The sequence below is a fragment of the Bradyrhizobium symbiodeficiens genome, assembly GCF_002266465.3.
Lineage (GTDB): Bacteria > Pseudomonadota > Alphaproteobacteria > Rhizobiales > Xanthobacteraceae > Bradyrhizobium > Bradyrhizobium symbiodeficiens.
The window spans coordinates 1,964,342-1,988,550 of the sequence record NZ_CP029427.2 but is presented as its reverse complement, the minus strand read 5'-3'; the positions used below and the strand labels follow the sequence as shown (position 1 = coordinate 1,988,550).

The window sequence follows — 24,209 nt, the reverse complement described above, 5'->3', positions numbered from 1 at the left end:
CGGCCTGCGGTCGCCGGACGGCACACAAGCAATCGATAAGCTGAAGTTGCCATTATCAAAACAGGCCTGGCTCAATGGCATTAACCTGGGTAACACTGCTGTAAGCACCATAAGCGTGAGCTCTCACAGATTCACATCGTTGCACGTCCGTTTGTTAAAGATTGCGGCTTATCAAATTTGCAGTGTTCTACGTTTTGCACTGGCCTTAGCTCGATTGCGACCCCAACAGGCCCATTTAACGATGTAACGTGCGTTTTAGGAGACATTTCTCACTGACAGCCGATTGCAGCAATCTTTGCTCCATCACCCGAACGCGTGTGATAATGTGAACTTGTAAACGGATTCCGTAAAAACAACGGAGTTCGCAAGTCATGACAAAGCCCTCCCAAGTACGCGCTCACCCCAAGATCAAGATCATCGGCCACGGGTTGGATGATTTGGGCCAGCGATACTACAAGGTCGACATTACAGGTTCGCGTAGGAAGTTGCCGCTCTATTCCGCCGTCGACCTTCTGGATAAGAATCGAATTTTCACCGACCTTGCTGAGACAGGCTATTTGCTAATACGACCGTCATCGCAGCGCGTCGTACTCGAACAGTTGGAGCGATACAGGCACAAGAACAATGATCAGTTTTCGGTCGTCTCCCGCTTGGGCTTCCATAGCACCTTTTATGTCCGCCCTCGCTCCATCACCGGACACCGGCCGCACAGAGTCGAGAGCGCCCTGTCGACTCTCGATCCCCAGATGCTCTCTAAGTACCGTTGCCGTGGCTCGCTAAAGAGATGGAACGAACAAATCGGCGACCTTTGTGTCGGTAACTCTCGCCTAATGTTCGGTGCTAGCCTTGCTTTCACCGGTCCGATTTTGCCGCTGGTCGACGGCCCCCGGAACGGCGGCTTTCAAATCACTGGCCCGGCCGAAACTGGCAAGACCACTGTAGCAATGATCGTCGGCTCGATCTGGGGCTGTCACCGTGATACAGTGCGGGCAGACAAAGGGTTTGCCGAAAGCTGGAACACGACGACCAATCAGCTAGAGCAGACGGCCCGTGCTCATTGCCATTCTGTCTTTGTTCTCGATGAGACGGGACTAGCGGGCAGAACTCCCAAGGACGCAGCTGCTACCATCCTTGAAGCCGTCTTTCGTCTCTCAGAGGGCAGCCAGAAAGCTCGGTACAACGAGACCAAAATGGTCCCAGCATGGCAATTTTATTTCCTCAGCACCTCTAACCTGACCCTCGATCAGCTGGCTGAACAAGGTAACCTCAGCATCGACGACCAACACCGGGGCCGTCTCGTCGATGTCGTCCTGCCACGTGGCCAGGGCCATTTTGGTGTCTATGAGAACCTGCACGGCGTCGCAGGTGGGGCCGAATTAACTGACGCAATAAAGACGCGCTGCCGCAAGACGTTCGGTCGGCCGGGCTACGAGTTTGTGCGCAAGCTGTTCAAAAATCCCTCCCAGCTCTCGGAGGCCAAGACGTTTCTGACTGCTCGACGCTTAGCTTATATCACGAAAGCAACTCGTCGCGCTTCCCAAGACGGGTTGCGGCCACTCGAACGGGCCACAGCTCGATTTGCCACAGTTTATGCCGCCGGTTGCCTGGCCATTCAGTATGCGATTGTAAACTGGCACCGACGCGATCTCTTGCGAGCGATCTTGGCGTGTCAGTTTGATAGCCTGGTGTCGACTGGACCAACACGTCCGACTGCCACCGAGAGCCGTTTGCGAGATTACTTTCTCCGGCATTACGCCGACTTTTGGAATCTCGACGAGGCCAAGCCTACGCTAGAAACTCCCGCGCAAGCTCCGGCGCCGGGCTATCGGCAATTCTACAAGGGCGAGAATTGGTTCTATCTCACGTCTAGCCAGCTTAAGCGGATTATCGGCACGGGAGCTACGGCGAGGCGACTCAAGGCCGATCTCGTGCAAAAAGGCGCTCTCGATACTTCGAAGCAGCTCGGCCTCACTCAACGGCCCATCTACAAAGACAAAGGCAATAGAGGTCACCGGTGGGTCCACGCCTTCCGCGCCTCATCATTCCTCGATACGTATTGAAGCCCCGTAGCGGCGAGCATTGAAGAGAAACACATGATCGGCGAATTGGTGCTGGGACATCCAGCAGACCAGCTCGTAATGCTCACGCGGGTTTAGCGGCGTGGCGGCCGATTTCTTGCCGCCACGTTGCGCATAAGGCCGCTGGTACGTCGAAAATTTGAGGTGGTACGATAGCTGCCGCGGTGGATCTGTCAGCTTGGCTGTTACCACCGGTCGATATAGCCCTACCCTTTTGCAAGCATGTGCGAACTGTGCATGGGCCCCGCTGCTACCGCCAAAGACCGCGAGATTGACGTGAAGAACCCACTCACGCGCGTTGGTGTGATAAAATACTTCGACCCCGCCGATCAAAGGCACATCGCACAAACCAGAGCGTATCAGCCGCTTGCGCAACACATCCTTGCACGCCGCAACGCTGAGAGCGGAGAGCTGGCCCCGCACAGCCGCCGCAACCAAGACTGTGTAGATGATAATTTCGTCATCGAACTCATAGGATAAACGCAACAATTCGCTTGCAAAAAAGCGACGAAAGTGGCGCGCACAAATCGGGCAGTATGTTCGTGTGCAGACGTAATCGCCTTCGCGACACTCACAAAGGGTCAGCGCAAAACCGTTATCGCTTTCAAATCGATTCAAAAGAAACTCGCTGCGAAGGCTCTCCGCCTTCGCATCACGATCTGTTTCGAAGCGCTTGCCCTTTGGCAGATCAGGCGGCAGCAAGGCTGCGATGTCAAAACATCGCTCAGGCTTATTTCTTATCCAAAACGGTCTTTTCCGACGAAATCGCGCCATTTTAACCTATTAGTCGAACATTGGCCTTCAGCCGTTGCTGGACTGAGGCATCGCCTTGACGCATAGGGAGCGAGAAGACCTTAAACATGGGCTCAGGCCCATTCGCATGATCACGACATGCACTAGCGCAGGCAGTCTCGGATGAACCTTTTGCGAACGGCCTCAGGTTGCCTTTCGAAGTCCGATTTGAATGAACTGGCGTTGTAAGCCCTCCGCAGCTTTACCAAGCGAACCTCATAGCTTAATCCCCAGTGCATTTTTGATCGCGATTTCTTGGGCCCATCAGGTCCATCGTGCTTGCGATCGAGATCGTCGAGGTATTGAAGCTGATCTGCCTCCGTCACCATACTGACGAGACGGTCCAGAATCGCCCTCTTGTTCAAATCAGGATGTTTATAGATTCTTGCCTTGACCTGAGATGAAAGACCATGGTGGCCAAATGCAGCTTTGACGCGTTTTCGATTTCTACCGGTTGCTTTGGCTAGCTTCGAGATTCCTTTGTCATGCGGCTGTTTTCCACCGACTGGCGTCACTATAGCGAGGCCGCTCAAGGTTTCGGTTGCACGAGCGCTTTCAACGATGCCGATAGACTCAGTGAGTGGATCTATGTTGTACCGATCGTTGTTCTCGACCCATTTCCAGGCTCGGGCCTCAGCACGAGGTAACACGACCGCTGGAATGGATGTAAGCTTCAGCTTTTCGTAAGCTCGATATCTATGGTGACCGGCGGCGACACCGTATCCGCCTTGGTTGAGTTCGTACACGTGAATTGGATGTTGAATTCCGTGGTTTCGTATTGAAGCCACTAGTTGCGTAGCATATTTCTCGTTCAACGGCCTCGTAGTGCGCACTAGCTTTATGTCCGCAAGCGGAATCATAATCGGGGTTCGAACATCGCTCATTGCGCGCTACCTCGTTTTGCCAAGGTCGATCTGGGCGAGTGTTCGCCATTGCGCAGACTTATGACGCGAGAACAACGCTTGTTTCGCCGGGACAGGATTAAGTTGAAGTAAGCCATTTAGCCACATCAGGTGCTCCTCTGTTCAGGAACCGATATGAACGCAATTGCTGGCCAAAAAAACCCTAGGGGAATAAAGGCCAGCGAAGCTAGACTTTGCGATTTGGCTTGATGCCCTCTCGATGATGAACCAAATCACTACGATCAGTCAGCTCGCTCGACATTTGAGCGGCGATCGCTTCAACCAGGTCTTCTCCTAAGCCTGATGGCAAACTGAATTGGGTGTCCATTAGCGCCCCGACAAAGTTTTCGTAGGTTTGCCCAGGTTTCATTCGAGCGAACAAATTGAATTTCGGATTAAGAGCCTTTGCCACCCTCTTACGAAAGTAACCAAGCTCCAAGTTCTTGTATTTTCGATTAAAGGGCTTTGTAGCCATCAATCGTACTGCGATCTTGCTCGCCGCCTTAAGGGAAGGATCTTTAGCTTGGAGAGCTCGAATATCTTGGAGCAATTCGAAATAGCGTGACTGTCTCCATTCAACTGATCGGCCGGGAGCCTTGAAGATCTCCTGCGCCATGGCTGTCATCAGAAAACGCCAATCAAGGGGGTTCTCGGGACTTAGGCCACAAAACTCAAAAACCTCTTTAAGTAAGTCCGCGTGCTCGTCGTCGAAATCAATTTTCAAAACCATTTCTGCAGAGGCAGCCCTCAACTTCGGTCGAGAAAAGGTCCACCGCAATATTGATTGCTCGATTTTGTAGAACGCGGCGCGCCTCGCCATTTCAGCCGCAACAGCTCCTCTCCGGAACGCTCCCTTTGAAATTCTCTTGCTCTCATTTCTGGACATCATTTATCCGAACTATTTATGGCCATTCGCCTGAGCTTTGATAGCGGCAGAGTTCAAAGACGTTCGTCAGATTTGCAGACATCATGCCAACAGACGCCCCCTGCTCCACGGCACCACTACGCCTTACGACCGCCGCCCAAATTGCGTTTCCAGACGGCTCCATGACGGCGTCGGGACTGCGCTGCGAGGCGAGACGAGGTCGACTGATCGTAGAGAGAATTGCAAATCGCGACTATACTACACTAGAAAATATCGAGCGAATGAGAGAGTTATGCCGCGTCCAAGCAAAGGAGCCAGACTATTCAAACGAAACGCGCGGTACACTGAAGGCAAGCTCGTCCACCGAGCCGTCTGGATCATCAAAGACGGAGATCGCCATATCGCCACAGGATGCGTTGCGAGCTCGTCTGAAAAAAAGCCGCCAGCAAAAGCAGAGCAAGCCCTAGCAGAGTACATCGCTCGTAAGTATCAACCCGAACGGCGCCGCCAAGACATTGAGGACATAGATTGTGCTGATGTCCTCTCGATTTATCTGACCGACATTGGCGAGCCCGGCGACCAGTTCGAGATCGAGGCCCGAATTGAGCGACTCAACGAGTATTGGGGTGGCAAGAAGCTGGCGCAGGTTAATGCCCAGACTTGTGCAGGCTACACCAAGCATCGTGGCAGTCCGGGTGGTGCTCGCCGCGACCTTGAGACACTGCGCGCCGCGATCAATCACCACGCAAAGGAAGGATTTCACCGCGGCATAGTGCGAGTGTCGCTCCCTCTCAAAGGTGAGGCCCGCGACCGATGGCTGACTCGCAAGGAGGCCGCAGCGTTACTTTGGCATTGTTGGAGGTATCGCGAGAAGCAGACGATCCACTCGGGAACCTCGAAGGGCGGCCCGGTCGCCACGAACCGAAGGCCTCTGCGTCATATCGCGCGGTTTATCTTGATCGGCCTGTACACTGGCACTCGGGCAGGCGCGATCGCATCGGCGTCGCCATATGCGATAACTGGGCGTTCGTACGTGGATCTGGAGCGCGGCATTTTTTATCGTAAGGCCATTGGCAAGCGTGCGACAAAGAAGCGACAGACGCCAGCCCCCATCCCGCCTCGGCTGCTCACCCACCTTCGGCGTTGGTGGAACCGTAAGCTGATCACAGAGTGCTTTGTTGAGTTCAACGGCAAGCCGGTAGCTTCAGTGAAAAAGGGCTTCAAGACCGCCGTAGGGCTTGCCCACCTGCCGGGGAGGGTCACACCCCACACCCTGCGCCATACAGCTGCGACGTGGCTCATGCAGCGTGGCGTGCCAATCTGGGAGGCTGCAGGGTTCCTGGGCATGTCACCCGAGGTCCTGCAGGACACTTACGGCCATCACCACCCGGACTTCCTCCAGGGGGCGGCTGCGGCCATTGGCCAAAAGAGCCGGTACGTTTCGGTGGCCGAAACGGTGGTCAACTTGACCGAGGATCGAAATCAGAAGAAAAAGCCTAATGATTTCTGGTCGGAGTGGCAGGATTCGAACCTGCGACCCCTGCGTCCCGAACGCAGTGCTCTACCGGGCTGAGCCACACTCCGACAAGAGGCCGGCTTATAGCGTCGGGTTTGGCGCACCGCAAGCGGCCGAGCTGAGGAATTTTATCCCTGTGAAAACGGGTCTTGAAACGCTGATTTTACCGGCAGGCCACGCCGGCGCCGAGGCTGCGGCCCGCACGCTGGCCGCCGGCGGGCTGGTCGCGTTTCCGACCGAGACCGTCTACGGGCTCGGGGCGGATGCGGCCAATGCCGCCGCGATCGCCCATCTCTACGCCGCCAAGGGGCGGCCGGCCTTCAATCCGCTGATCGCCCATGTCCCGGACATTGCGGCCGCGCGCCGGATCGGCCGGTTCGACGCCCGCGCATTGAGCCTCGCGGAAGCGTTCTGGCCGGGGCCGCTGACGCTGGTGGTGCCGAAGACGGACAACTGCCCGGTGGCGGATCTCGCCACCGCCGGCCTCGACACGGTCGCGATCCGCATCCCCGCCCACGCGGTGGCGCAGGCGATCCTGCGCGCCTTCGGCGGGGCCGTGGTGGCGCCGTCGGCCAATATCTCCGGCCACGTCTCGCCGACGCTGGCAGCCCATGTCGAGAGCGACCTGACGGGCCGGATCGACCTGATCGTCGACGGCGGGCCTGTTACGGTCGGCGTCGAATCGACCATCGTCGGCTGCCTCGACGCGCCCATGCTGCTCCGGCCCGGCGGGTTGTCGCGCGAGCGGATCGAGGCGGTGCTGGGCGCGCCCCTGGCGCGACCGCCGGCGGAGACCGAGAATGACGACAGCCAGCCGCTGGCGCCGGGCATGCTGGCCTCGCATTACGCGCCGCGCGCCCAGGTGCGGCTTGGCGCGCAGGACGTCGCGCCTGATGAAGCGCTGCTGGCGTTCGGACCGGCGCGCCTTCCCGGCGTCGAGGGCGCCGTCGCCGTCATGAATTTGTCGCCCGGCGCCGATCTCGATGAAGCCGCCGCCAATCTGTTCGGCTATCTTCGCAACCTCGATGCGAGAGGGCCGCGGGCGATCGCGGTGATGGCGATCCCCGAGCAAGGACTTGGCGAAGCGATCAACGACCGGCTGCGCCGGGCTGCGGTCATGCGATAAGAAGCTTGAGAAGAGACACGAAAATGAACATCAATCAATCCGCCACGCCTCCGCTTGCGCCCGAGCTGCTCGACCAATTCCGCAAGATCGTCGGCGAGCGCCACGCGATCACCGATGCAGCCGATATCGAGCCTTACGTCACCGAGGAGCGCAATCTGTTCCACGGCCGCTCGCCGCTGGTGCTGCGTCCGGGCTCGACCGCTGAGGTCTCCGAAATCTGCAAGCTCGCCTCCGCGCACAGAATCGCGCTGGTGCCGCAGGGCGGCAACACCGGGCTGGTCGGCGGGCAGACCCCGCACAATGGCGAGGTGGTGGTGTCGCTGCGGCGGCTCGACAAGATCCGCGAGGTCGACACCGCGTCCAACACCATGACGTGTGAGGCCGGCGTGGTGCTGCAGATCGCGCAAGCGAAGGCATCCGACGTCGACCGGCTGTTCCCGCTGTCGCTAGGTGCGGAAGGGAGCTGCACCATCGGCGGCAATCTCTCCACCAATGCCGGCGGCACCGCCGCGCTCGCCTATGGCGTCGCGCGCGAGATGGCGCTGGGGCTGGAAGTGGTGCTCGCCGACGGGCGCGTGCTCAACGTGCTGTCGAAGCTGAAGAAGGACAACACCGGCTACAATCTGCACAATCTCTTCATCGGAGCCGAAGGCACGCTCGGCATCATCACGGCGGCGACCCTGAAACTGTTTCCGAAGCCGCGGGCGATCGAGACGGCCTATGTCGGGCTGAAATCGCCGGAGGCGGCGCTCAAGCTGCTGGCGATCGCGCAAAGCGAGGCCGCCAATACGCTGACGAGTTTTGAGCTATTGGCCGAGATGGCGGTGGATTTCTCGGTCCGGCACGGCATCGATGTGCGCGATCCTCTCGGCGAGAAGCATCCCTGGTACGTGCTGATGGAGCTGTCGTCCCCTGGCGACGATGCCCGCACGCCGCTGGAGACGATCCTGGCCCGTGCCATGGAAGAGGAGATCGTCGACGATGCCGTGATCGCGGCAAACCTCACCCAGCGCAACAATTTCTGGAAGCTGCGCGAGGAGATGTCGGCGGCGCAGAAGCCCGAGGGCGGCTCGATCAAGCACGACATCTCGGTGCCGATCGCCGCGGTGCCCGCGTTCATCGACGAAGCCAACGCCGCGGTGGTGAAGCTGATCCCGGGCGCGCGGCCGGTGCCGTTCGGCCATCTCGGCGACGGCAATCTGCATTACAATGTCAGCCAGCCGATCGGGGCCAACACCGCCGATTATCTGGCGCGCTGGCACGATGTGAACGCGGTGGTGTTCGAGATCGTGCTTCGCATGGGCGGCTCGATCTCCGCCGAGCACGGCATCGGCGTGCTCAAGCGCGACGAACTGCCCGAGGTCAAGGACAAGACCGCGATCGAGCTGATGCGCGCGATCAAGGCGATGCTCGATCCGCACGGCATCATGAATCCGGGCAAGGTGCTGTGAGCGCGTCGGTCTCGCCTGCTCCGCTCGCAATCGATGCCATCACCGACGCCGATGTCGAGAAGGTCGTCGCGCTGTGGCAGCGCTGCGGCCTGACCCGTCCGTGGAACGATCCGCATGCCGACATCGCCCTGGCGCGCCGGCGCGACAATTCCACCGTGCTGATCGGCCGCGACGCCGGCGCCATCGTGGCGACCGTGATGGTCGGCCATGACGGCCACCGCGGCTGGGTCTATTACGTCGCGGTCGACCCGGACGGCCGCAAGCGCGGCCATGGCCGCGTCATGATGGCGGCGGCTGAGGACTGGCTGCGCGCCGCCGAAATTTCGAAGCTGCAGCTCCTGGTCCGCCGCGAGAATGCGCAGGCCAATGCGTTCTACCAGTCGCTGGGGTTCGAGGAATCCACCTCGGTGATGTTCCAGAAGTGGCTCGACGGCCGCGAAACCACGCCCAGCAGCTGAGATCAAGCATGACCATTTCCGACCGCGTCCGCATCAAGGACGTCCGCGTGCTCTCGGACGGCTGGACCACGCTGAAGACCACCACGTTCGAGTACCGGCGCGCGAGCGGCGAGTGGCAGACGCAGCACCGCGAGACCTATGAACGCGACAACGCCGCCGCCGTGCTGCCGTATAATCGCGCACGGCGTACCGTGATCCTGGTGAAGCAATTCCGCCTGCCAGCCTTCATCCGCGGTTACGACGATCTGCTGATCGAAGCGGCGGCAGGCGTGCTCGACGACGCCTCGCCGGAGGTGCGAATCCGTGCCGAGGCCGAGGAGGAGACCGGCTATCGCCTGCACCACGTCCACAAGGTGTTCGAGGCGTTCATGAGCCCGGGCGCCATCACCGAGAAGCTGCATTTCTTCGTCGCCGAATACGAACCTTCGATGCGCGTCAGCGACGGCGGCGGCCTGGAACACGAGGGCGAGGACATCGAGGTCCTGGAGCTCTCGATCGACGAAGCGCTGGCGATGATCGCCGACGGCCGCATCGTCGACGCCAAGGCGATCATGCTGCTGCAATATGTGGCGCTGCACGTGTTTCGGTAGCCGCCACCGCATCCGCAATTCTGACCTGCGCGGCGACGGGGCCTGTTGAGCTCATGGCCGACTATCTCTAGTCTGTCGCCAACCAAGAACCAGGAGACGCGCCCATGTCCACACCGCGCGACGACGAATTCGGCTTTGCGCCCGACTACGATTCCCCTGTCCCCTACATGCAGCGCACCCGCGATTACTACGCGGCGATCGGCTACACCACGGCGTATCGCTGGGCGCATTACACCGAGGCGCCATTCCAGCCGCTGAAGAAGCCACTGGCAAAGTCGCGCGTGACCATCATCACGACCGCCGCGCCGTACGATCCCGGCAAGGGCGACCAGGGGCCGGGCGCGGCGTATAATGGCGGCGCGAAGTTCTACCAGGTCTATGACGGCGACACCTCGAAACAGCACGATCTGCGCATCTCGCATATCGGCTACGACCGCAAGCACACCTCGGCGACCGACAACGGCACCTGGTTTCCGCTGCCGCAACTCCTGAAGGCGTCCGCCGCCGGCCGCATCGGCGAGGTCGCGCCACGCTTCTTCGGCGCGCCGACCAACCGCAGCCATCGCGTCACGCTGGACACCGACGCGCCGGACATTCTTGCGCGGGCCGTCGCGGACAAGGTCGACGTCGCGCTGCTGGTGCCGAACTGCCCGGTCTGCCACCAGACCACCGCGCTGGTGGCGCGGCATCTCGAGCGGAACGGCATCCCGACCGTGATCATGGGCTGCGCCAAGGACATCATCGAGCACGCCGCCGTGCCGCGCTTCCTGTTCTCGGACTTCCCGCTCGGCAATTCCGCCGGCAAGCCGCACGACGTCGCCTCGCAGGCGCAGACGCTCGAACTGGCGCTCGAGCTGCTCGAGAGCGCGACCGGCCCGCAGACCACGATGCAATCGCCGCTGCGCTGGAGCGAGGACGCTTCCTGGAAGCTCGATTACAACAATGTCGCGCAGCTTTCGCCGGAAGAGCTGGCACGCCGCCGCGCCGAATTCGACAAGCAAAAGGAGATCGCGCGCGGCAACCGCGCCGCCTGACGTCCTCCGATAAAGTAATCAAAAGGGGAGAGCGACGTGACGCGACCGTTCGAGGGCGTGAAGATCCTGGATTTCACGCAAGTGCTGGCCGGCCCCTATGCGAGCTATCAGCTCGCGCTGCTGGGGGCCGATGTCGTCAAGGTCGAGCGGCGCGAGGGCGAGGACATGCGCCGCACGCCGCTCAGCCGCGAATGGGCCGATCGCGGCCTCGCGCCGGCGTTTCAGGCCGTCAACGGCAACAAGCGCAGCCTGACGCTTGATCTGCAGAAGCCTGAGGCGATCGCGATTGTGAAGAAGCTCGCAGCGACCGTCGACGTCGTCATGGAGAATTTCCGCCCGGGCGTGATGGACAAGCTCGGCATCGGCTTTGAAGCGCTGTCCGCAATCAATCCAAAACTGATCTATTGCGCGGTCTCGGGCTTCGGCCAGACCGGCCCGGATCGCCTGCGCCCCGGCTATGACGGCAAGATGCAGGCGCTGTCGGGCATCATGGCGATCACGGGGCACCCCGAGACGGGACCGACGCGCGCGGGCTTTGCGGTCTGCGACGTGCTGTCGGGTGCCACCGCCGCATTCGGCGTGTCGAGCGCGCTGTATCAGCGCGACCGCACCGGCAAGGGCCAGTTCGTCGACGTCTCCATGCTGGAAGCGACGATGGCGTTTCTGTCGGGGCAGATCGCGGACTGGTCGGTTGCCGGCCATCGACAAACACTCTCGGGCAATCAGGCCGTGAGCCGCAGGACCACGGCGAATTTGTTCAAATGCGGCGACGGCCACATCCTGCTCGCCGTCAACAACGAGAAGCAGTACCGCGCGCTGATGAGCGCGCTCGGCCGCGAGGACACGCTCGCCGACCCGCGCTTTGCCGACTGGTTTTCGCGCAACGAGAACGAACCGGCCCTGCGTGCCATCATCGAGGAAGCGCTCGCGGCCAGACCGGCGCGCGAATGGGAGACGATTTTGGAGGACGCCGGCGCGCCCTGCGCCAGCATCTGGAAGGTCGAAGAGGTGATCGACCATCCGCAGATCAAGGCTCGCGAAGCCATCCAGCAGCTGGATACGCAATACGGCCGCCTGCGCTTCGCCGGCAGCGGCTTCAAGCTCGCCCATGGCGGCGGCCGGCTGGACCGGATGGCGCCGGAACTCGGCGCGGATACCGACGCCGTGCTGGACGAGCTGGGGTTTGACGCCGCAGAGATCGCGCGGCTGAGGGCAGCAGAGATTGTTTGAAACTCCGCTGCCGTGGGTTGGGCAAAGCGAAGCGTGCCCACCATCGCGCATCGAGTAATAGGACGGATGGTGGGCACGGCGCGTTGCGCCTTTGCCCACCCTACGGCACCGCGGCTAGAACAACGAGCCCTGCCCGTCATCGGCCGGCCCGGCCGCAACCTTCCGCGCCATCTTCTTCGGCTTCGCCGCCTCTGCTTCCGCCGCCATCTCCTCCGCGCCGATCGGCAGCAGCAGCTGATCGTCGTCATTGGCGACGCGGTTGACGCGGGTGGAGACCGGGTGCCAGGCGAATTCGCCGATGCGCGGTGCCGTCATCAGCGGCAGGATCGCATCGACCTCGTCGCCCCTGATGTCGAGCCAGCGCTCGAAATCGCGCGGGCTGATGGTGACGGGCACACGGTCATGCAGCACGGCGAGATCCTCGCCTGCCGCGGCCGTGACGATCGCGACGGTGTCGAGCTCCTCGCCGTTCGGCCCGACCCAGGTCTCGAACACGGCAGCGAAGCCGAGCGGCGCACCGTCGGCGCGGTGGATGAAGAAGGGCTGCTTGCGGCCGTCCTCCATCTTCCATTCGTAATAGCCGTCGGCCGGGATCAGGCCGCGCCGCCGGCGAATCGCCCGCTTGAACGCGGGCTTCTCCAGCACCGTTTCGGAACGGGCATTGATCAGGAGCGTGAACCCTTTGGGGTCCTTGACCCAGCCCGGCAAGAGGCCCCAGCGCATCAGACGGAAATGGCGCGCGCCGTTCTCGATCCAGACGACCGGAATCGGTTGTGTCGGAGCCACATTGTACCGGGGCGGGAAATTCGGCTGCTCGACATAGCCGAACAGTTGCCGCAAAGCCGCGGGGGCCGAAGTTATGACGAAGCGTCCACACATCCCGGGTGTCTATATAGGGTCCGTTCAGGTCCTTTTAACCCCGAACGTTAACACTGCGGCAGATGAGCTCAACGGCCTCCCAACCCGCGCGGACGCATGCACAGACGGGCCCCGAGGCCGCCGACTGGGCGGAACGGCTGCGCGTGGCCAATATCAACCCGCGGACCGGGCTGGCCACCGACTATCTCAACCATTTCAATGAAGCCGTGATGCTGCTGGAAATGATTCCGGACATGCCGGAATGCGCGGAGGATTTTTTGACCTGGTCGCCGCTGTCCTATGCCGAGCATTTCACGGCATCGAACTTCAAGGCGCGGGACCTTGCCATCGAGGCCTATGAGAAGGCCGATCCGAACGTGCGGGCCCGGTTCGACCACATCACCCAGACCCTGCACTCGATCCTGACCGCGGTCGGCACGGCCATGCGCGAGGTCGAGAAGGATCAGACCCGCATCAAGCTCGCCGAGCAGGCGACCCTCTGGGTCCAGCCGCTGATCGCGGCCTGCGGCGGCATCATTCATGGTGGCGCCGACGCCGACGTCGAAACCATCATGGCGAACTGAGCCGGGATTCCTGAAGACATGTCGGCCATCGTCCAGCCCACCCGTCCGCAGATCGCCGTCAGCGCCGCGATTTTCCGCGACGGCAAGGTGCTGCTGACCCGCCGCGCCCGTTCGCCCGCCAAGGGCTTCTATTCGCTGCCCGGCGGCCGGGTCGAATTCGGCGAATCGCTGCACCAGGCCCTGAGCCGCGAAGTCGACGAGGAAACCGGGCTCGAGATCGAGATCATCGGCCTTGCCGGCTGGCGCGAGGTGCTGCCGGCCGCGCCCGGCGCCGGCCACTATGTGATCATGTCCTTTGCCGCCCGCTGGGTGGCCAGGGAGCCGTCCCTGAACGACGAGCTCGACGATTACCGCTGGGTCGCCCCCGACGCCCTGGCTGGCCTCGGCGACCTCAAGCTGACCGAAGGACTGGAAGAGGTCATCCAGTCCGCCGCGCGGCTGATCGGACACTGACGCTCCGCCTTGCGTCCACCGCCCCGAGGGGGCATACACCCCGCCGATGTCCACGCGATTTCTGGCCATTTTTGCCCTGATTCTCGCCTGCGCCTCCGTGCCCGCGCGGGCCCAGGACGTGGCGGCGCCGTTCGACGCCGATTTGCAGCGGCTGGCGGAGATTCTCGGCGGCCTGCACTACCTGCGCGGCATCTGCGGCTCCAACGAGGGCAACAAATGGCGCAACGAGATGCAGGCGCTGATCGATGCCGAAACCCCCTCCGGGGAGCGCCGCACCCGTATGATCGCCGGCTTCAACCGCGGCTATAACGGCTTTCAGCAGACCTATCGCAGCTGCACCCCGGCCGCGACCGTGGCGATCCGCCGCTATATCGAGGAAGGCTCGAAGATCTCGCGGGATCTGACGGCGCGCTACGCAAATTGATCTCGCCGTCATTCCGGGGCGCGCGCTGAACCCGGAATCCATCAAACCGCAGAGTTGGTGCCCCGATGGATTCTCAGATGCGCAATTGCGCATCGTAGCTCGCGACTTCGTCGCGTCCCGGAATGACGACCGGCTAGACGCGAGCGCGCGACGGGAACCCTGTCATCGACTTTGTTCACAGCCGTTAACCGTTCCTAAAGATGTGGCCTAGCGGTCGTTAATGCGCGTGCTACACCTCTCGCACAGCGCATCGCCGTGGATCGCGCCCCAGCCCTGATCGAGTTTCATGAGCCATCCGATTTCCTACGCCCCCGACCGCGCGCCGCTGCCTGATCACGAGCAGAAGCAGGCCGCACTGAGCTATCTCAACGAGGCCTGGGCCGAAGCGCGCCATGAGGGCGTCGACGGCGACTGCCTGGCGCAGGCCAGCCTGTTTGCGGCCTTCGCCGAGCTCGTCGGCACCTATGGCGAGGACGCGGTCGCCAAGTTCGTCGAGGGTTTTCCCGGCCGCATCCGCAACGGCGAATTCTCGGTCACGCTCGCGAGGCAGTAAGCTTTCAGCGAAAATGACCCCGCCACACGGGCGGGGCCAGTCGACGGATGAATGACTTTGCGAAATTCTTCGCGAAGTCTGCCGGGTTTATCGCACGGAAGCCGCCTTCGGCGGACAAGCATTAATCTCGCGATGGTCGGGAGATGTTCCCGCAGCACCCGGGAACGTGCCTACTCATCCGTCTCGATCGGCAGCGCCGGATCCCTCGCCCATTCACCCATCGAGGCGTCGTAGAGCGTCAGTCTGTCGTAGCCAAGCTGCGTCAGCAGGAACAGGTCGATCGTCGCCGAGATGCCGCCGCCGCAATAGAGAATCACGTTCTTGTCGGGCGTGACGCCCTGAGCGGCGAATTTTGCTTCCGCATCCTTAAGGCTGGTCAGCGTCTTGTCGGTGTTGACGAGCGTTGCGGCCGGTACGTTGACGCTGCCGGGAACGCGGCCGGGCCGGCCATAGCGGCTCGGATCGAGGCCGCGATGAAATTGCGGCCCGAGCGCGTTGACGATGACCGTCGAGGGATCGCCGATCCGCGCCTTAACAACGTTCTTGTCGACGAAGAAGCCGGCGCGCGGCGCGGCCTTGAATGTCGTGGCGGGATACCCCTTCGGTGCGCCTGTTGCGACCGGCCGCCCCTCCTCCTTCCATTTGTCGAAACCGCCGTCGAGTACATGGACATCGACGCCGAGCGAACGCAACATCCACCAGAACCGCGTCGCCCACATCATCGTGCCGATGCTGTAGAGCACGATGGTCTTGCTCGCATCGAGGCCGTGGCGGCCGAAGGCGGCTTCCAATTGGGCGACATCCGGCATCATGAAGAACTGCTGCGACGAGGTGTCGGAAAACTCGCCTTGCAGGTCGAGGAAATCGGCGCCAGGGATGTGGCCGGCCGAGAACGTCTTATCGCCGGGGACGGCGCGATAGGGTGCGTCACTGCCCGGCGGGACAGGCTCGTTGTAGGTCGTGCAGTCGTAGAGGCGGAGATTGGGATCGCCGAGCATGGCGGCAAGTTGCTCAGTGGTGATGAGGGTTTGGGTCATCGGATTGCGCTCCCGTTCAAGAGGAAATGTAGACCTCTCCCCTCGTCATTACGGAGACATCACGCCTCCCCTAAGGGCAATAGCCTACTGCTTCAACGTCTCCAGAAAGCGCACCGGCTCGCCTTGCGACGGCGTCACCAGTTCGCCCTGCCACATCACGCGGCGGCCGCGGATGAAGGTGCCGACGGGCCAACCGGTGACGCGCAATCCGTCATAGGGCGTCCAACCGGCTTTCGATGCCACCCATTTGTTGGTGATGGTCTCGCTGCGCTTCAAGTCGACGATGGTGAAGTCGGCATCGTAGCCCGCGGCGATACGGCCCTTGCAAGCCATGTTGTAGAGGCGCGCGGGACCGGCGCTGGTGAGATCGACGAAGCGCGCCAGAGACAGCCGGCCCGCGTTGACGTGATCCAGCATCAGCGGCACCAGCGTCTGCACGCCGGTCATGCCGGAGGGCGAGGCCGGATAGGTCTTCTGCTTCTCCTCCAGCGTATGCGGGGCGTGGTCCGAGCCGAGCACGTCGATGATGCCCTGCTCGATGCCGCGCCAGATGCCGGCGCGGTGATCGGCACCGCGCACCGGCGGGTTCATCTGCGCCAGCGTACCGAGCCGCTCGTAGCATTCGGGCGCCACCAGCGTGAGATGATGCGGCGTCGCCTCGCAGGACGCGACGTCCTTGTGGTCGCGCAGGAACTCGATCTCTTCCTTGGTCGAGATGTGCAGCACGTGGATGCGCTTGCCGGTCTCGTGCGCGAGCTTGACGAGGCGCTGCGTCGCCATCAGCGCCGCGGTCTCGTCGCGCCACACCGGATGCGAGCGCGGGTCGCCCTCGACGCGCAGCGATTTGCGGTCGTTGAGGCGGTATTCGTCCTCGGCATGGAAGGCGGCGCGGCGGCGGATCACCTGGAAGATGCGGCGCAGGCTCTCGTCGTCCTCCACCAGCAGCGCGCCGGTCGAGGAGCCGATGAACACCTTGACGCCGGCACAGCCAGGCGCGCGCTCCAGCACCGGCAGATCCTGCACGTTCTCGCGGGTGCCGCCGATGAAGAACGCGAAATCGCAGTGCATGCGGTGATGGGCGCGCTTCACCTTGTCGGTGAAGGTGGCTTCCGTCACGGTCAAGGGAGAGGTGTTCGGCATCTCGAACACGGCGGTGACGCCGCCCATCACGGCGCTGCGCGAGCCGGTCTCGAGGTCTTCCTTCTGCTCCAGCCCGGGCTCGCGGAAATGCACCTGCGTGTCCATCACGCCGGGCAGGATGTGCAGGCCCTTGCAGTCGATCACTTCCGCGGCCGAGGTCTGTGACAGCGGGCCCAGCTCGGCGATGCGGCCGCCGGTGATGCCGATATCGCGAACATTCTCGCCGTCCTGGTTGACGACGGTGCCGCCCTTGAGGATCACATCGAAGCGCTGGGTCATGGCTGAAGGCCTCTTTCATCCCCAAGCGCAGGGCTCGAGGTCTTGTCGTTTATGCCTCGCGGGCTTACGTTCCGGAGCAACATGTCGCAAGAGATTTTCGCATGAAATCAGCGTTTCTTCCCGACCGGGGTGTGGTCAAGATCGCGGGCGAGGATGCGCGCAACTTCCTCAACGGCCTGGTCACGACCGACGTCGACCGGCTGAAACCGGGGCTGGGGCGATTCGGCGCGCTGCTGACGCCGCAGGGCAAGATCATCGTGGATTTCCTGATCACGGAAGCACCCGCGGGGCACGGCGGCGGGTTCCTGATCGACTGCCCGAAGGCGCTCGCCGAAAGTCTCGCCACCAAGCTGAAATTCTACAAGCTGCGCGCCAAGGTCACGGTGGAAAACCTCTCCGACGATCTCGGCGTGCTCGCCGCCTGGGACGGCCAGCCCGCGGCTCAGCCCGATCTTGCCTTCGCTGACCCGCGCAATGATGCGCTCGGCTTTCGCATCCTGATCCCTGAAGATCTCAAGAAGAAGCTATCCGACCTCATCGGGGCCGAGCTGGTCGATGCGACCGACTACGAAGCGCACCGCATCGCGCTCGGCGTGCCGCGCGGCGGGCTCGATTTCATGTACAGCGATGCGTTTCCGCACGAGACCAACATGGACCGGCTTGCCGGCGTCGACTTCGACAAGGGTTGCTATGTCGGCCAGGAGGTCGTCTCGCGCATGCAGCATCGGGGCACCGCACGCACCCGCAGCGTGAAGGTGCTGCTCGACGGTGCCTCGCCCGAAGCCGGCGCGACCATTCTCGCCGGCGACAAGCCGGTCGGCACCATCGGCTCGACGTCCGGCGGCAAGGGCATTGCCCTGGTGCGCATCGACCGTGTCGCAGAGGCGCTCGATGCCGGCCAGCCGCTCACCGCCGGCGGTCTCGCGTTGAAGCTGGCAGAACCCGACGTCGTCCGTATTCCCGCGAAGCAGCCCATCGCATGAGCCGAGCCCCTCGTCTGCATCCCGACGGAAAGACCCGCTGCCCCTGGCCGGGCGATGACCCGTTCTACGTCGCCTATCACGACACCGAATGGGGCGTGCCGGAGTATGACGACCGCGCGCTGTACGAGAAGCTGATCCTCGACGGCTTCCAGGCCGGCCTGTCCTGGATCACGATCCTGCGCAAGCGCGACAATTTCCGCAAGGCCTTCGACGATTTCCAGCCGGAGAAGATCGCGCGCTACAATGCCAAGAAGGTTCACGCGCTGATGAACGACGCCGGCATCGTGCGCAACCGCGCCAAGATCGACGGCACGATCGCGAGCGCGAAGTCCTATCTCGATATCATGGAGAAAGGCCCGGGCTTCTCGAAACTGCTGTGGGACTTCATGGACGGGCGGCCGCTCGTCAACCATTTCAAGACGACCGCGAGCGTCCCGGCCTCGACGCCGCTGTCGGTGCAAATCTCGAAGGAGCTGTCCTCACGCGGCTTCAAATTCGTCGGCCCGACCATCGTCTATGCCTTCATGCAGGCGACCGGCATGGTCAACGACCACCTCGTCGACTGCCACTGTCACGCCAGCTGCAGCAAGACGCAGCGCAAGCCGCGCCTCAAGGTCAAATGACCGCGAAGAAGACTGCACGCGACGTGGCGTCGCGCGCCTGGCAGCGCATGCTGTCGGGACGGCGGCTCGATCTGCTCGATCCCTCCCCGCTCGACGTCGAGATCGCCGACATCGCGCATGGGCTGGCGCGCGTCGCACGCTGGAACGGGCAGACGACCGGCGCGCACATCTTCTCGGTCGCACAGCACACGCTGCTGGTGGAGACCGTGCTGCGGCACGAGATGCCGCGCGCCGACCAGCGCCTGCGGCTCGCAGCGCTGCTGCACGATGCGCCAGAATACGTCATCGGCGACATGATCTCGCCGTTCAAGGCCGTGCTCGACGGCCATTACAAGGCGGTGGAGATGCGCCTGCTCGGCGCCATCCATATCCGCTTCGGCCTGCCGCCGGTGCTGCCCGAGGAGGTCATGCTGGCGATCAAGGCCGCCGATCGCGGCGCAGCTTACCTCGAGGCGACCGAGCTTGCCGGCTTCAGCGAAAGCGAGGCGCGGCGCCTGTTCGGCAAGGATCCCGGCCTCTCCGACAGCGTCCGGCGCGACTACCTCACGCCCTGGACGGCGGCGCGGGCCGAGAAGCAATTTCTGGAGCGGTTCGGCGCGGTGTTCGCGTAGGCGCCGCAGGGTGGGCAAAGGCGCCCTGCGCCGTGTCCACGTCCTTTCGCGTTTGCGACAAAGGTGGTGGGCACGCTTCCGCCTTCGCTCTTCGAGCTACGGCGGACATGTCGCTTTGCCCACCCTACGGCACCGGTTATAATCGCCGACAAAAAGGTCCCCCATGATCCACGTCTGTTCCCTCGCTGCGCTTCCCGAAACCGTCCGCCTCACCGGGGCCAGCCACGTGCTGACGGTGATGGCCAATGTCGAACAGGTGGCACGGCCGGTATCCGTACTGCCCGCCAACCATCTCAAGGTGTCGATGGACGATATCACCGAGGAGATGGACGGTTTCGTCGCACCGTCCGAGATCCATATCGATCAGGTGCTGAACTTCGTGCGCGGCTGGGACCGCGGCGCGCCGCTGGTGGTGCATTGCTATGCCGGCATCAGCCGCTCCACCGCGAGCGCGTTCGCGGCGGCCTGCGCGCTCAATCCAAACCGCGACGAACTCGAGATCGCGCAGAAGATCCGCACGGCCTCGCCGATCGCCTCGCCGAACCGGCGCATTGTCAGCCTGGCCGACCGTGCCCTGGGACGCAACGGCCGCATGCTGCGCGCGCTCGACGAGATCGGCCCGGGCGCGATGATGGTCGAGGGCCGTCCCTTCGTGATCGAGCTCGAATGAGGCGAGAGTCGAATAGCAGCCGCGACGGGACTGCGCCCCCTCTCCCGCTTGCGGGAGAGGGTTGGGGAGAGGGCGTCTCTACAACGGGCTCCCCCCCTAGAGGAGAAAGCCCTCACCCGGCGCTACGCGCCGACCTCTCCCGCAGGCGGGAGAGGTTACAGCGAGCCCGCGGCGAGGCCGCCCCAATCAACCAGAATATCTTTCTCTCAACAGCTGCGTGTCACATCGCATGAGCGAGGCGCTGCTGACGCCGATCGAGATCGGCCTGACCGCGGCGATCGTCGCGATCGAGGGGCATGAGCCGTTGATCCTCACCGCGCGCGGCAGTGACGGGCTTGCCGGCCTGCCGTTCGGCCCGTTCGATGCGCTCGCGCACCGCACCTTCGACATCGGCCTGCGCGCCTGGGTCGAGGAACAGACCGGCTTGCGGCTCGGCTATGTCGAACAGCTCTACACGTTCGGCGATCGCGGCCGCCATGCCGAGGCCGGCGACACCGGAGCCCATATGGTGTCGATCGGCTATCTCGCATTGACGCGCGCGGTGGACGGCGAGCTTGCGGCGAATGCGGCGAGCTTCGCGCCATGGTATCGCTTCTTCCCCTGGGAAGACCGGCGCGAGGAGCTGCCTGCGATCATCGCCCGCGACATCATTCCGGCGCTGACCGAATGGGCCGCGGAGGAGACGCCGGAGACGACGCGCGCGCTGCCGCGCAAGGATCGCGTGCGATTCTATTTCGGCCTCGACGGGGCGGCCTGGGACGAAGAGCGCGTGCTCGACCGCTACGAGCTCCTGTACGAGGCGGGGCTCGTCGAGGAAGCGCGGCGCGATGGCCGCCCTGCGGCATTGGCGCGCAAGACGCTGCCCCCGCTCGGGACCTCGATGCAGTTCGATCACCGCAGGATTCTCGCTACCGCGATCGCGCGGCTGCGGGCAAAACTGAAGTATCGTCCCGTCGTGTTTGAACTTTTGCCGCCCGAATTCACACTTACCGAACTGCAGCATACGGTCGAGGCGATCTCCGGCCGACACCTGCACAAGCAGAATTTCCGCCGCCTGGTCGAAATGGAAGCCCTGGTCGAACCGACCGGGGTGATGTCGACACAGACGGGCGGACGGCCGGCGGCGCTCTACCGCTTCCGCCGCGACGTGCTCCAGGAGCGGCCCGCGCCGGGATTGCGCGTGCGCTCCCGGCGCTAAACTTCAAGGATACGCGGGACCGGCCCCTGCGCGCCGGTTACCTGGAGGCTTCATGTTCGACGGCCCGTTTGACGTCTTTGCGCTGATCATCGCGATCGTCGCCATCCTGATCGCCATCAAGGCCTCCAGCCAGGCGGCCGAGCTGCGCCGGCGATTCAACGCGCTCGAAGAGCGGTTTTCCGCCCAACGGCCGGTCCAGCCTCCGCCGCTCACGCCTTTCTGGGAGGAGGCGCCCGTATCGGCGGAGGCTGCCGCCGAGCCGCCGCCGCTTGCCCCGGAAGTCGAGCAACTGCCCCCGCTCGTCACCGAAGAGCTTTCACCGCCGCCGCTCGAAGCGAGCCCCGCGGCTGCCGCACCACCTCCGGTGCCGGCTGCTGCGCCCGGCTTCGAGGAGCGGCTCGGCACCCGCTGGGTGGTGTGGATCGGCGGCCTTGCGCTGGCGCTCGGCGGCTTCTTCATGGTGCGCTATTCGATCGAGGCCGGCCTGCTCGGCCCCGGCGTGCGTGTGTTCCTGGGCGGCCTGTTCGCAGCTGCGCTGCTCGGGGCCGGCGAGTGGTCGCGTCGCAAGGAAAGCATTTCCAACATCCATGCGCTCCCGATCGCCAACATCCCGGCGATCCTCACCGCCGCCGGTACCGCCGTGGCGTTCGCGACCATCTATGCGGCTTACGCGCTCTACGGCTTCCTCGTGCCCGCGACCGCCTTCGTGCTGCTCGGCATCGTGGCCATGTGCACGCTCGCCGCCGCACTGCTGCACGGACCCGCGCTCGCCGGCCTCGGCGTGGTCGGCGCCTTCGTGACGCCGCTGCTCGTCTCCAGCGGCAAGCCGGACTATTGGGCGCTCTACATCTATCTTGCCGTCGTCACCGCCGCGAGCTTCGGCCTCGCCCGCATCCGGCTGTGGCGCTGGCTCGCGGTGACCACCATCGCTTTCGCCGTGTTGTGGATCTTCCCGGGTCTCGACACCGAGCAGGTGGAGGTCGCGCCGCACGCCTTCCATGCCATCGCAGGCTTCGTGCTCGCCGCACTGCTCGTCGTCTGCGGCTTCATGTTTGGCCCCGAGATCGAAGACGGCGAGATCGAGCCGGTCTCATCGAGCTCGCTCGGCGCGTACCTGTTCGGCGCCATGCTGATCGTGCTGTCGAGCGCACATGCGGATCTGGCGCTGATCGCGTTCGCGCTTCTCGTCGGCACGACGTTGCTCGTCGCCTGGCGTGCGCCAGCGGCCACCGGCGCGCTCGGCGCGGCCGCGGCGACCGTCTTCATCGTGTTCGCCGAATGGGCGGTGCGCGCCAATCCCGATATGCTGGTGCTGCCCGGCGGCGCGATGTCCGGTATCGGCCCGACCGCGATCGACAGCTCGGTGACGCTGCATCTGGTGATGGCCGCGATCTTCACCATCGGCTTCGGCGTTGCCGGCTTCCTCGCGCAGGGACGCTCGAATTCGGCAATCATTCCCGTGGTGTGGTCGGCGGCGGCTGTCGCGACGCCGATCGCTATCCTCGTCGCGCTCTACGCCCGTATCGCCCATCTCGACCGCTCGATCCCGTTCGCGATCCTGGCGGTACTGCTTGCAGCCGCCTTCGGCGCCGCGACCGAAGCGCTTTCGCGCCGCGAAGATCGACCGGGCGTCGCGGTCTCCACGGCCCTGTTCGCGACCGGCACGCTTGGCGCGCTGGCGCTGGCGCTGACCTTCGCGCTGGAGAAGGGCTGGCTTACGATTGCCTTGGCGCTAATGTCGTGCGGCACCGCCTGGATCTCGCTGCAGCGGCCGATCCCGGTGCTGCGCCGGCTCGCGGCGATCTTCGCCGCGATCGTCACCGCACGCATCGTCCACGATCCGCGCATCGTCGGCGATGCCGTCGGAACCACGCCGATCTTCAATTGGCTGCTGTGGGGCTACGGCCTGCCGGCGGCCTCGTTCTGGGGCGCGAGCGTCTTCCTGCGCCGCCGCGCCGACGATGCGCCGCTCCGCATGGTCGAGACCGCCGCGATCCTGTTCACCGCGCTGCTCGCCTTCATGGAGATCCGGCACTTTGCGACCGGCGGCCGCATGACCGCGGCCCCCTCCTTGCTCGAATTCGCGCTGCAGGTCTGCGTCTCGCTCGCGATGGCGATCGGGCTGGAGCGCCTGCGGCTGCGCAGCCGCAGCATCGTGCACAACGTCGGCGCGGTCGTGCTGACGGCGATCGGCGGGCTCGTCAGCGTGTTCGGCCTCCTGATCCTGGAAAACCCGCTGATCTGGCGCACCGACGTCGGCGGCGCGGTGTTCAACCTGCTGCTGCTCGGCTATGCGCTGCCGGCGGTGCTGATGCTGCTGCTGTCCTATGCGGTGGTCGGCCAACGCGGCAAGGTCTACGCCAACACGATTGCGGGCGGCGCGTTGCTGTTCGCCCTCGCCTATGTCACGCTGGAGATCCGCCGCTTCTATCACGGCCCGATCCTCTCGACCGGCCCGACGACGGGCGCCGAGCAATACACCTATTCGATCGGCTGGCTTGCCTTCGGCGTGATGTTGCTGGGCGTCGGCATTCTCGTCAACTCCGAGCGCGCGCGGCTGGCCTCGGCCGCCGTCATCGCGCTGACGATCCTCAAGGCCTTCGTCATCGACATGTCGACGCTGACCGGCGTCTACCGCGCGCTGTCGTTCATGTGCCTCGGCATCGTGCTGGTCGCGATCGGCTGGCTGTACCAGCGCATCCTGTTCCGGCGGCAGGTCGCACCGCCGCCGGCTCCGCAGACGGGCGCGTAGAG

At 63.5% G+C, this 24,209-nt stretch carries 24 protein-coding genes, 1 tRNA gene and 1 pseudogene; 18 read left to right on the top strand and 8 right to left on the bottom strand.

The window, feature by feature from the left end; translation table 11 throughout:
• Positions 1 to 371: 371 nt before the first annotated feature.
• Complete coding sequence (locus CIT39_RS09085; RefSeq protein WP_094975643.1) at positions 372 to 2,060, top strand: DUF927 domain-containing protein; 1,689 nt, start codon at positions 372 to 374, stop codon at positions 2,058 to 2,060.
• Here CIT39_RS09085 and CIT39_RS09080 read toward each other — a convergent pair.
• The 4 genes from CIT39_RS09080 to CIT39_RS09065 all read right to left on the bottom strand — a co-directional run bounded on the left by CIT39_RS09080 (position 2,040) and on the right by CIT39_RS09065 (position 5,400).
• Positions 2,040 to 2,852 (bottom strand): hypothetical protein, encoded by an 813-nt coding sequence (locus tag CIT39_RS09080; protein ID WP_148667295.1) that lies wholly within the window; start codon positions 2,850 to 2,852, stop codon positions 2,040 to 2,042. The two genes, CIT39_RS09085 and CIT39_RS09080, sit on opposite strands and share 21 nt — an antisense overlap.
• Before the next feature lie 122 nt (positions 2,853 to 2,974).
• Positions 2,975 to 3,754, bottom strand: coding sequence for a ParB/RepB/Spo0J family partition protein (locus CIT39_RS09075; protein ID WP_094975645.1), 780 nt, complete (start codon positions 3,752 to 3,754; stop codon positions 2,975 to 2,977).
• Between the two features lie 205 nt (positions 3,755 to 3,959).
• Positions 3,960 to 4,658, bottom strand: a complete 699-nt coding sequence (locus CIT39_RS09070) for a hypothetical protein (protein ID WP_148667294.1) — start codon at positions 4,656 to 4,658, stop codon at positions 3,960 to 3,962.
• A gap of 442 nt (positions 4,659 to 5,100) precedes the next feature.
• Positions 5,101 to 5,400 carry a hypothetical protein gene (locus CIT39_RS09065; RefSeq protein WP_334273097.1) on the bottom strand — a complete coding sequence of 100 codons (300 nt, stop codon included), beginning with the start codon at positions 5,398 to 5,400 and terminating at the stop codon, positions 5,101 to 5,103.
• Positions 5,401 to 5,409: 9 nt separating this feature from the next.
• On the opposite strand from CIT39_RS09065, the pseudogene CIT39_RS09060 reads away from it, so the two are divergent.
• Positions 5,410 to 5,925: pseudogene (locus tag CIT39_RS09060) on the top strand (site-specific integrase); the annotation flags it as partial.
• A 219-nt stretch (positions 5,926 to 6,144) separates the two neighbouring features.
• Here the strand turns inward: CIT39_RS09060 and CIT39_RS09055 are convergent.
• Positions 6,145 to 6,221, bottom strand: a tRNA-Pro gene (locus tag CIT39_RS09055).
• Between the two features lie 68 nt (positions 6,222 to 6,289).
• Between CIT39_RS09055 and CIT39_RS09050 the strand changes: the two genes are divergently transcribed.
• From CIT39_RS09050 to CIT39_RS09025, 6 genes are all read left to right on the top strand, one after another.
• Positions 6,290 to 7,279, top strand: a complete 990-nt coding sequence (locus CIT39_RS09050) for an L-threonylcarbamoyladenylate synthase (RefSeq protein ID WP_148667293.1) — start codon at positions 6,290 to 6,292, stop codon at positions 7,277 to 7,279.
• Positions 7,280 to 7,302: 23 nt separating this feature from the next.
• Positions 7,303 to 8,730: an FAD-binding oxidoreductase gene (locus CIT39_RS09045; protein ID WP_094975648.1), complete on the top strand. Its 1,428-nt coding sequence runs from the start codon at positions 7,303 to 7,305 to the stop codon at positions 8,728 to 8,730.
• Positions 8,727 to 9,188: a GNAT family acetyltransferase gene (locus CIT39_RS09040; RefSeq protein ID WP_094975649.1), complete on the top strand. Its 462-nt coding sequence runs from the start codon at positions 8,727 to 8,729 to the stop codon at positions 9,186 to 9,188. Before CIT39_RS09045 ends, CIT39_RS09040 begins: the two co-directional genes overlap by 4 nt.
• Before the next feature lie 8 nt (positions 9,189 to 9,196).
• Positions 9,197 to 9,778 carry an NUDIX hydrolase gene (locus CIT39_RS09035; RefSeq protein ID WP_094975650.1) on the top strand — a complete coding sequence of 194 codons (582 nt, stop codon included), beginning with the start codon at positions 9,197 to 9,199 and terminating at the stop codon, positions 9,776 to 9,778.
• Between the two features lie 104 nt (positions 9,779 to 9,882).
• Positions 9,883 to 10,812, top strand: coding sequence for a glycine reductase (locus CIT39_RS09030; protein ID WP_094975651.1), 930 nt, complete (start codon positions 9,883 to 9,885; stop codon positions 10,810 to 10,812).
• Positions 10,813 to 10,848: 36 nt separating this feature from the next.
• Positions 10,849 to 12,042 carry a CaiB/BaiF CoA transferase family protein gene (locus CIT39_RS09025; protein WP_094975652.1) on the top strand — a complete coding sequence of 398 codons (1,194 nt, stop codon included), beginning with the start codon at positions 10,849 to 10,851 and terminating at the stop codon, positions 12,040 to 12,042.
• A 114-nt stretch (positions 12,043 to 12,156) separates the two neighbouring features.
• On the opposite strand, the gene CIT39_RS09020 is transcribed toward CIT39_RS09025, so the two are convergent.
• Positions 12,157 to 12,921: an SOS response-associated peptidase gene (locus tag CIT39_RS09020; RefSeq protein WP_094975653.1), complete on the bottom strand. Its 765-nt coding sequence runs from the start codon at positions 12,919 to 12,921 to the stop codon at positions 12,157 to 12,159.
• A gap of 62 nt (positions 12,922 to 12,983) precedes the next feature.
• Here CIT39_RS09020 and CIT39_RS09015 point away from each other — a divergent pair, with 62 nt between their 5' ends.
• The 4 genes from CIT39_RS09015 (at position 12,984) to CIT39_RS09000 (ending at position 14,914) form a co-directional block, all read left to right on the top strand.
• Positions 12,984 to 13,484, top strand: a complete 501-nt coding sequence (locus CIT39_RS09015; RefSeq protein ID WP_094975654.1) for a hypothetical protein — start codon at positions 12,984 to 12,986, stop codon at positions 13,482 to 13,484.
• An 18-nt stretch (positions 13,485 to 13,502) separates the two neighbouring features.
• Positions 13,503 to 13,937 (top strand): NUDIX hydrolase, encoded by a 435-nt coding sequence (locus CIT39_RS09010; protein ID WP_094975655.1) that lies wholly within the window; start codon positions 13,503 to 13,505, stop codon positions 13,935 to 13,937.
• 46 nt (positions 13,938 to 13,983) lie between these two features.
• The gene (locus CIT39_RS09005) at positions 13,984 to 14,361 is read left to right on the top strand and encodes a TIGR02301 family protein (protein WP_094892124.1); all 378 of its coding nucleotides are present in this window, start codon (positions 13,984 to 13,986) and stop codon (positions 14,359 to 14,361) included.
• Between the two features lie 286 nt (positions 14,362 to 14,647).
• Positions 14,648 to 14,914 (top strand): hypothetical protein, encoded by a 267-nt coding sequence (locus tag CIT39_RS09000; protein ID WP_094975656.1) that lies wholly within the window; start codon positions 14,648 to 14,650, stop codon positions 14,912 to 14,914.
• Between the two features lie 170 nt (positions 14,915 to 15,084).
• Here the strand turns inward: CIT39_RS09000 and CIT39_RS08995 are convergent, their stop codons facing one another.
• Both CIT39_RS08995 and CIT39_RS08990 read right to left on the bottom strand, forming a co-directional pair.
• Positions 15,085 to 15,951 (bottom strand): sulfurtransferase, encoded by an 867-nt coding sequence (locus CIT39_RS08995; RefSeq protein WP_094975657.1) that lies wholly within the window; start codon positions 15,949 to 15,951, stop codon positions 15,085 to 15,087.
• 84 nt (positions 15,952 to 16,035) lie between these two features.
• On the bottom strand, positions 16,036 to 17,370 hold the full coding sequence (locus tag CIT39_RS08990; RefSeq protein ID WP_094975658.1) for a dihydroorotase: 1,335 nt from the start codon (positions 17,368 to 17,370) through the stop codon (positions 16,036 to 16,038).
• Positions 17,371 to 17,471: 101 nt separating this feature from the next.
• On the opposite strand from CIT39_RS08990, the gene ygfZ reads away from it, so the two are divergent.
• From ygfZ to CIT39_RS08960, 6 genes are all read left to right on the top strand, one after another.
• Positions 17,472 to 18,353 (top strand): CAF17-like 4Fe-4S cluster assembly/insertion protein YgfZ, encoded by an 882-nt coding sequence (gene ygfZ / locus CIT39_RS08985; protein ID WP_094975659.1) that lies wholly within the window; start codon positions 17,472 to 17,474, stop codon positions 18,351 to 18,353.
• Complete coding sequence (locus tag CIT39_RS08980; RefSeq protein WP_094975660.1) at positions 18,350 to 18,976, top strand: DNA-3-methyladenine glycosylase I; 627 nt, start codon at positions 18,350 to 18,352, stop codon at positions 18,974 to 18,976. Before ygfZ ends, CIT39_RS08980 begins: the two co-directional genes overlap by 4 nt.
• Complete coding sequence (locus CIT39_RS08975) at positions 18,973 to 19,587, top strand: YfbR-like 5'-deoxynucleotidase (RefSeq protein ID WP_094975661.1); 615 nt, start codon at positions 18,973 to 18,975, stop codon at positions 19,585 to 19,587. The genes CIT39_RS08980 and CIT39_RS08975 overlap by 4 nt, the downstream gene beginning before the upstream one ends.
• 163 nt (positions 19,588 to 19,750) lie before the next feature.
• Positions 19,751 to 20,257, top strand: coding sequence for a tyrosine phosphatase family protein (locus CIT39_RS08970; protein ID WP_094975662.1), 507 nt, complete (start codon positions 19,751 to 19,753; stop codon positions 20,255 to 20,257).
• Between the two features lie 229 nt (positions 20,258 to 20,486).
• Entirely contained in the window at positions 20,487 to 21,455 is a 969-nt protein-coding gene (locus CIT39_RS08965) for an NUDIX hydrolase (protein WP_094975664.1), read from the top strand.
• Between the two features lie 52 nt (positions 21,456 to 21,507).
• Positions 21,508 to 24,207 carry a DUF2339 domain-containing protein gene (locus CIT39_RS08960; RefSeq protein WP_094975665.1) on the top strand — a complete coding sequence of 900 codons (2,700 nt, stop codon included), beginning with the start codon at positions 21,508 to 21,510 and terminating at the stop codon, positions 24,205 to 24,207.
• Positions 24,208 to 24,209 lie beyond the last annotated feature (2 nt).

Coding starts and splice junctions, on each gene's coding strand:
- CIT39_RS09085 (WP_094975643.1), top strand. CDS start 372: ATGACAAAGCCCTCCCAAGTACGCGCTCACCCCAAGATCAAGATCATC.
- CIT39_RS09080 (WP_148667295.1), bottom strand. CDS start 2,852: ATGGCGCGATTTCGTCGGAAAAGACCGTTTTGGATAAGAAATAAGCCT.
- CIT39_RS09075 (WP_094975645.1), bottom strand. CDS start 3,754: ATGAGCGATGTTCGAACCCCGATTATGATTCCGCTTGCGGACATAAAG.
- CIT39_RS09070 (WP_148667294.1), bottom strand. CDS start 4,658: ATGTCCAGAAATGAGAGCAAGAGAATTTCAAAGGGAGCGTTCCGGAGA.
- CIT39_RS09045 (WP_094975648.1), top strand. CDS start 7,303: ATGAACATCAATCAATCCGCCACGCCTCCGCTTGCGCCCGAGCTGCTC.
- CIT39_RS09035 (WP_094975650.1), top strand. CDS start 9,197: ATGACCATTTCCGACCGCGTCCGCATCAAGGACGTCCGCGTGCTCTCG.
- CIT39_RS09030 (WP_094975651.1), top strand. CDS start 9,883: ATGTCCACACCGCGCGACGACGAATTCGGCTTTGCGCCCGACTACGAT.
- CIT39_RS09020 (WP_094975653.1), bottom strand. CDS start 12,921: ATGTGTGGACGCTTCGTCATAACTTCGGCCCCCGCGGCTTTGCGGCAA.
- CIT39_RS09015 (WP_094975654.1), top strand. CDS start 12,984: ATGAGCTCAACGGCCTCCCAACCCGCGCGGACGCATGCACAGACGGGC.
- CIT39_RS09010 (WP_094975655.1), top strand. CDS start 13,503: ATGTCGGCCATCGTCCAGCCCACCCGTCCGCAGATCGCCGTCAGCGCC.
- CIT39_RS09005 (WP_094892124.1), top strand. CDS start 13,984: ATGTCCACGCGATTTCTGGCCATTTTTGCCCTGATTCTCGCCTGCGCC.
- CIT39_RS09000 (WP_094975656.1), top strand. CDS start 14,648: ATGAGCCATCCGATTTCCTACGCCCCCGACCGCGCGCCGCTGCCTGAT.
- CIT39_RS08995 (WP_094975657.1), bottom strand. CDS start 15,951: ATGACCCAAACCCTCATCACCACTGAGCAACTTGCCGCCATGCTCGGC.
- CIT39_RS08990 (WP_094975658.1), bottom strand. CDS start 17,370: ATGACCCAGCGCTTCGATGTGATCCTCAAGGGCGGCACCGTCGTCAAC.
- ygfZ (WP_094975659.1), top strand. CDS start 17,472: ATGAAATCAGCGTTTCTTCCCGACCGGGGTGTGGTCAAGATCGCGGGC.
- CIT39_RS08980 (WP_094975660.1), top strand. CDS start 18,350: ATGAGCCGAGCCCCTCGTCTGCATCCCGACGGAAAGACCCGCTGCCCC.
- CIT39_RS08975 (WP_094975661.1), top strand. CDS start 18,973: ATGACCGCGAAGAAGACTGCACGCGACGTGGCGTCGCGCGCCTGGCAG.
- CIT39_RS08970 (WP_094975662.1), top strand. CDS start 19,751: ATGATCCACGTCTGTTCCCTCGCTGCGCTTCCCGAAACCGTCCGCCTC.
- CIT39_RS08965 (WP_094975664.1), top strand. CDS start 20,487: ATGAGCGAGGCGCTGCTGACGCCGATCGAGATCGGCCTGACCGCGGCG.
- CIT39_RS08960 (WP_094975665.1), top strand. CDS start 21,508: ATGTTCGACGGCCCGTTTGACGTCTTTGCGCTGATCATCGCGATCGTC.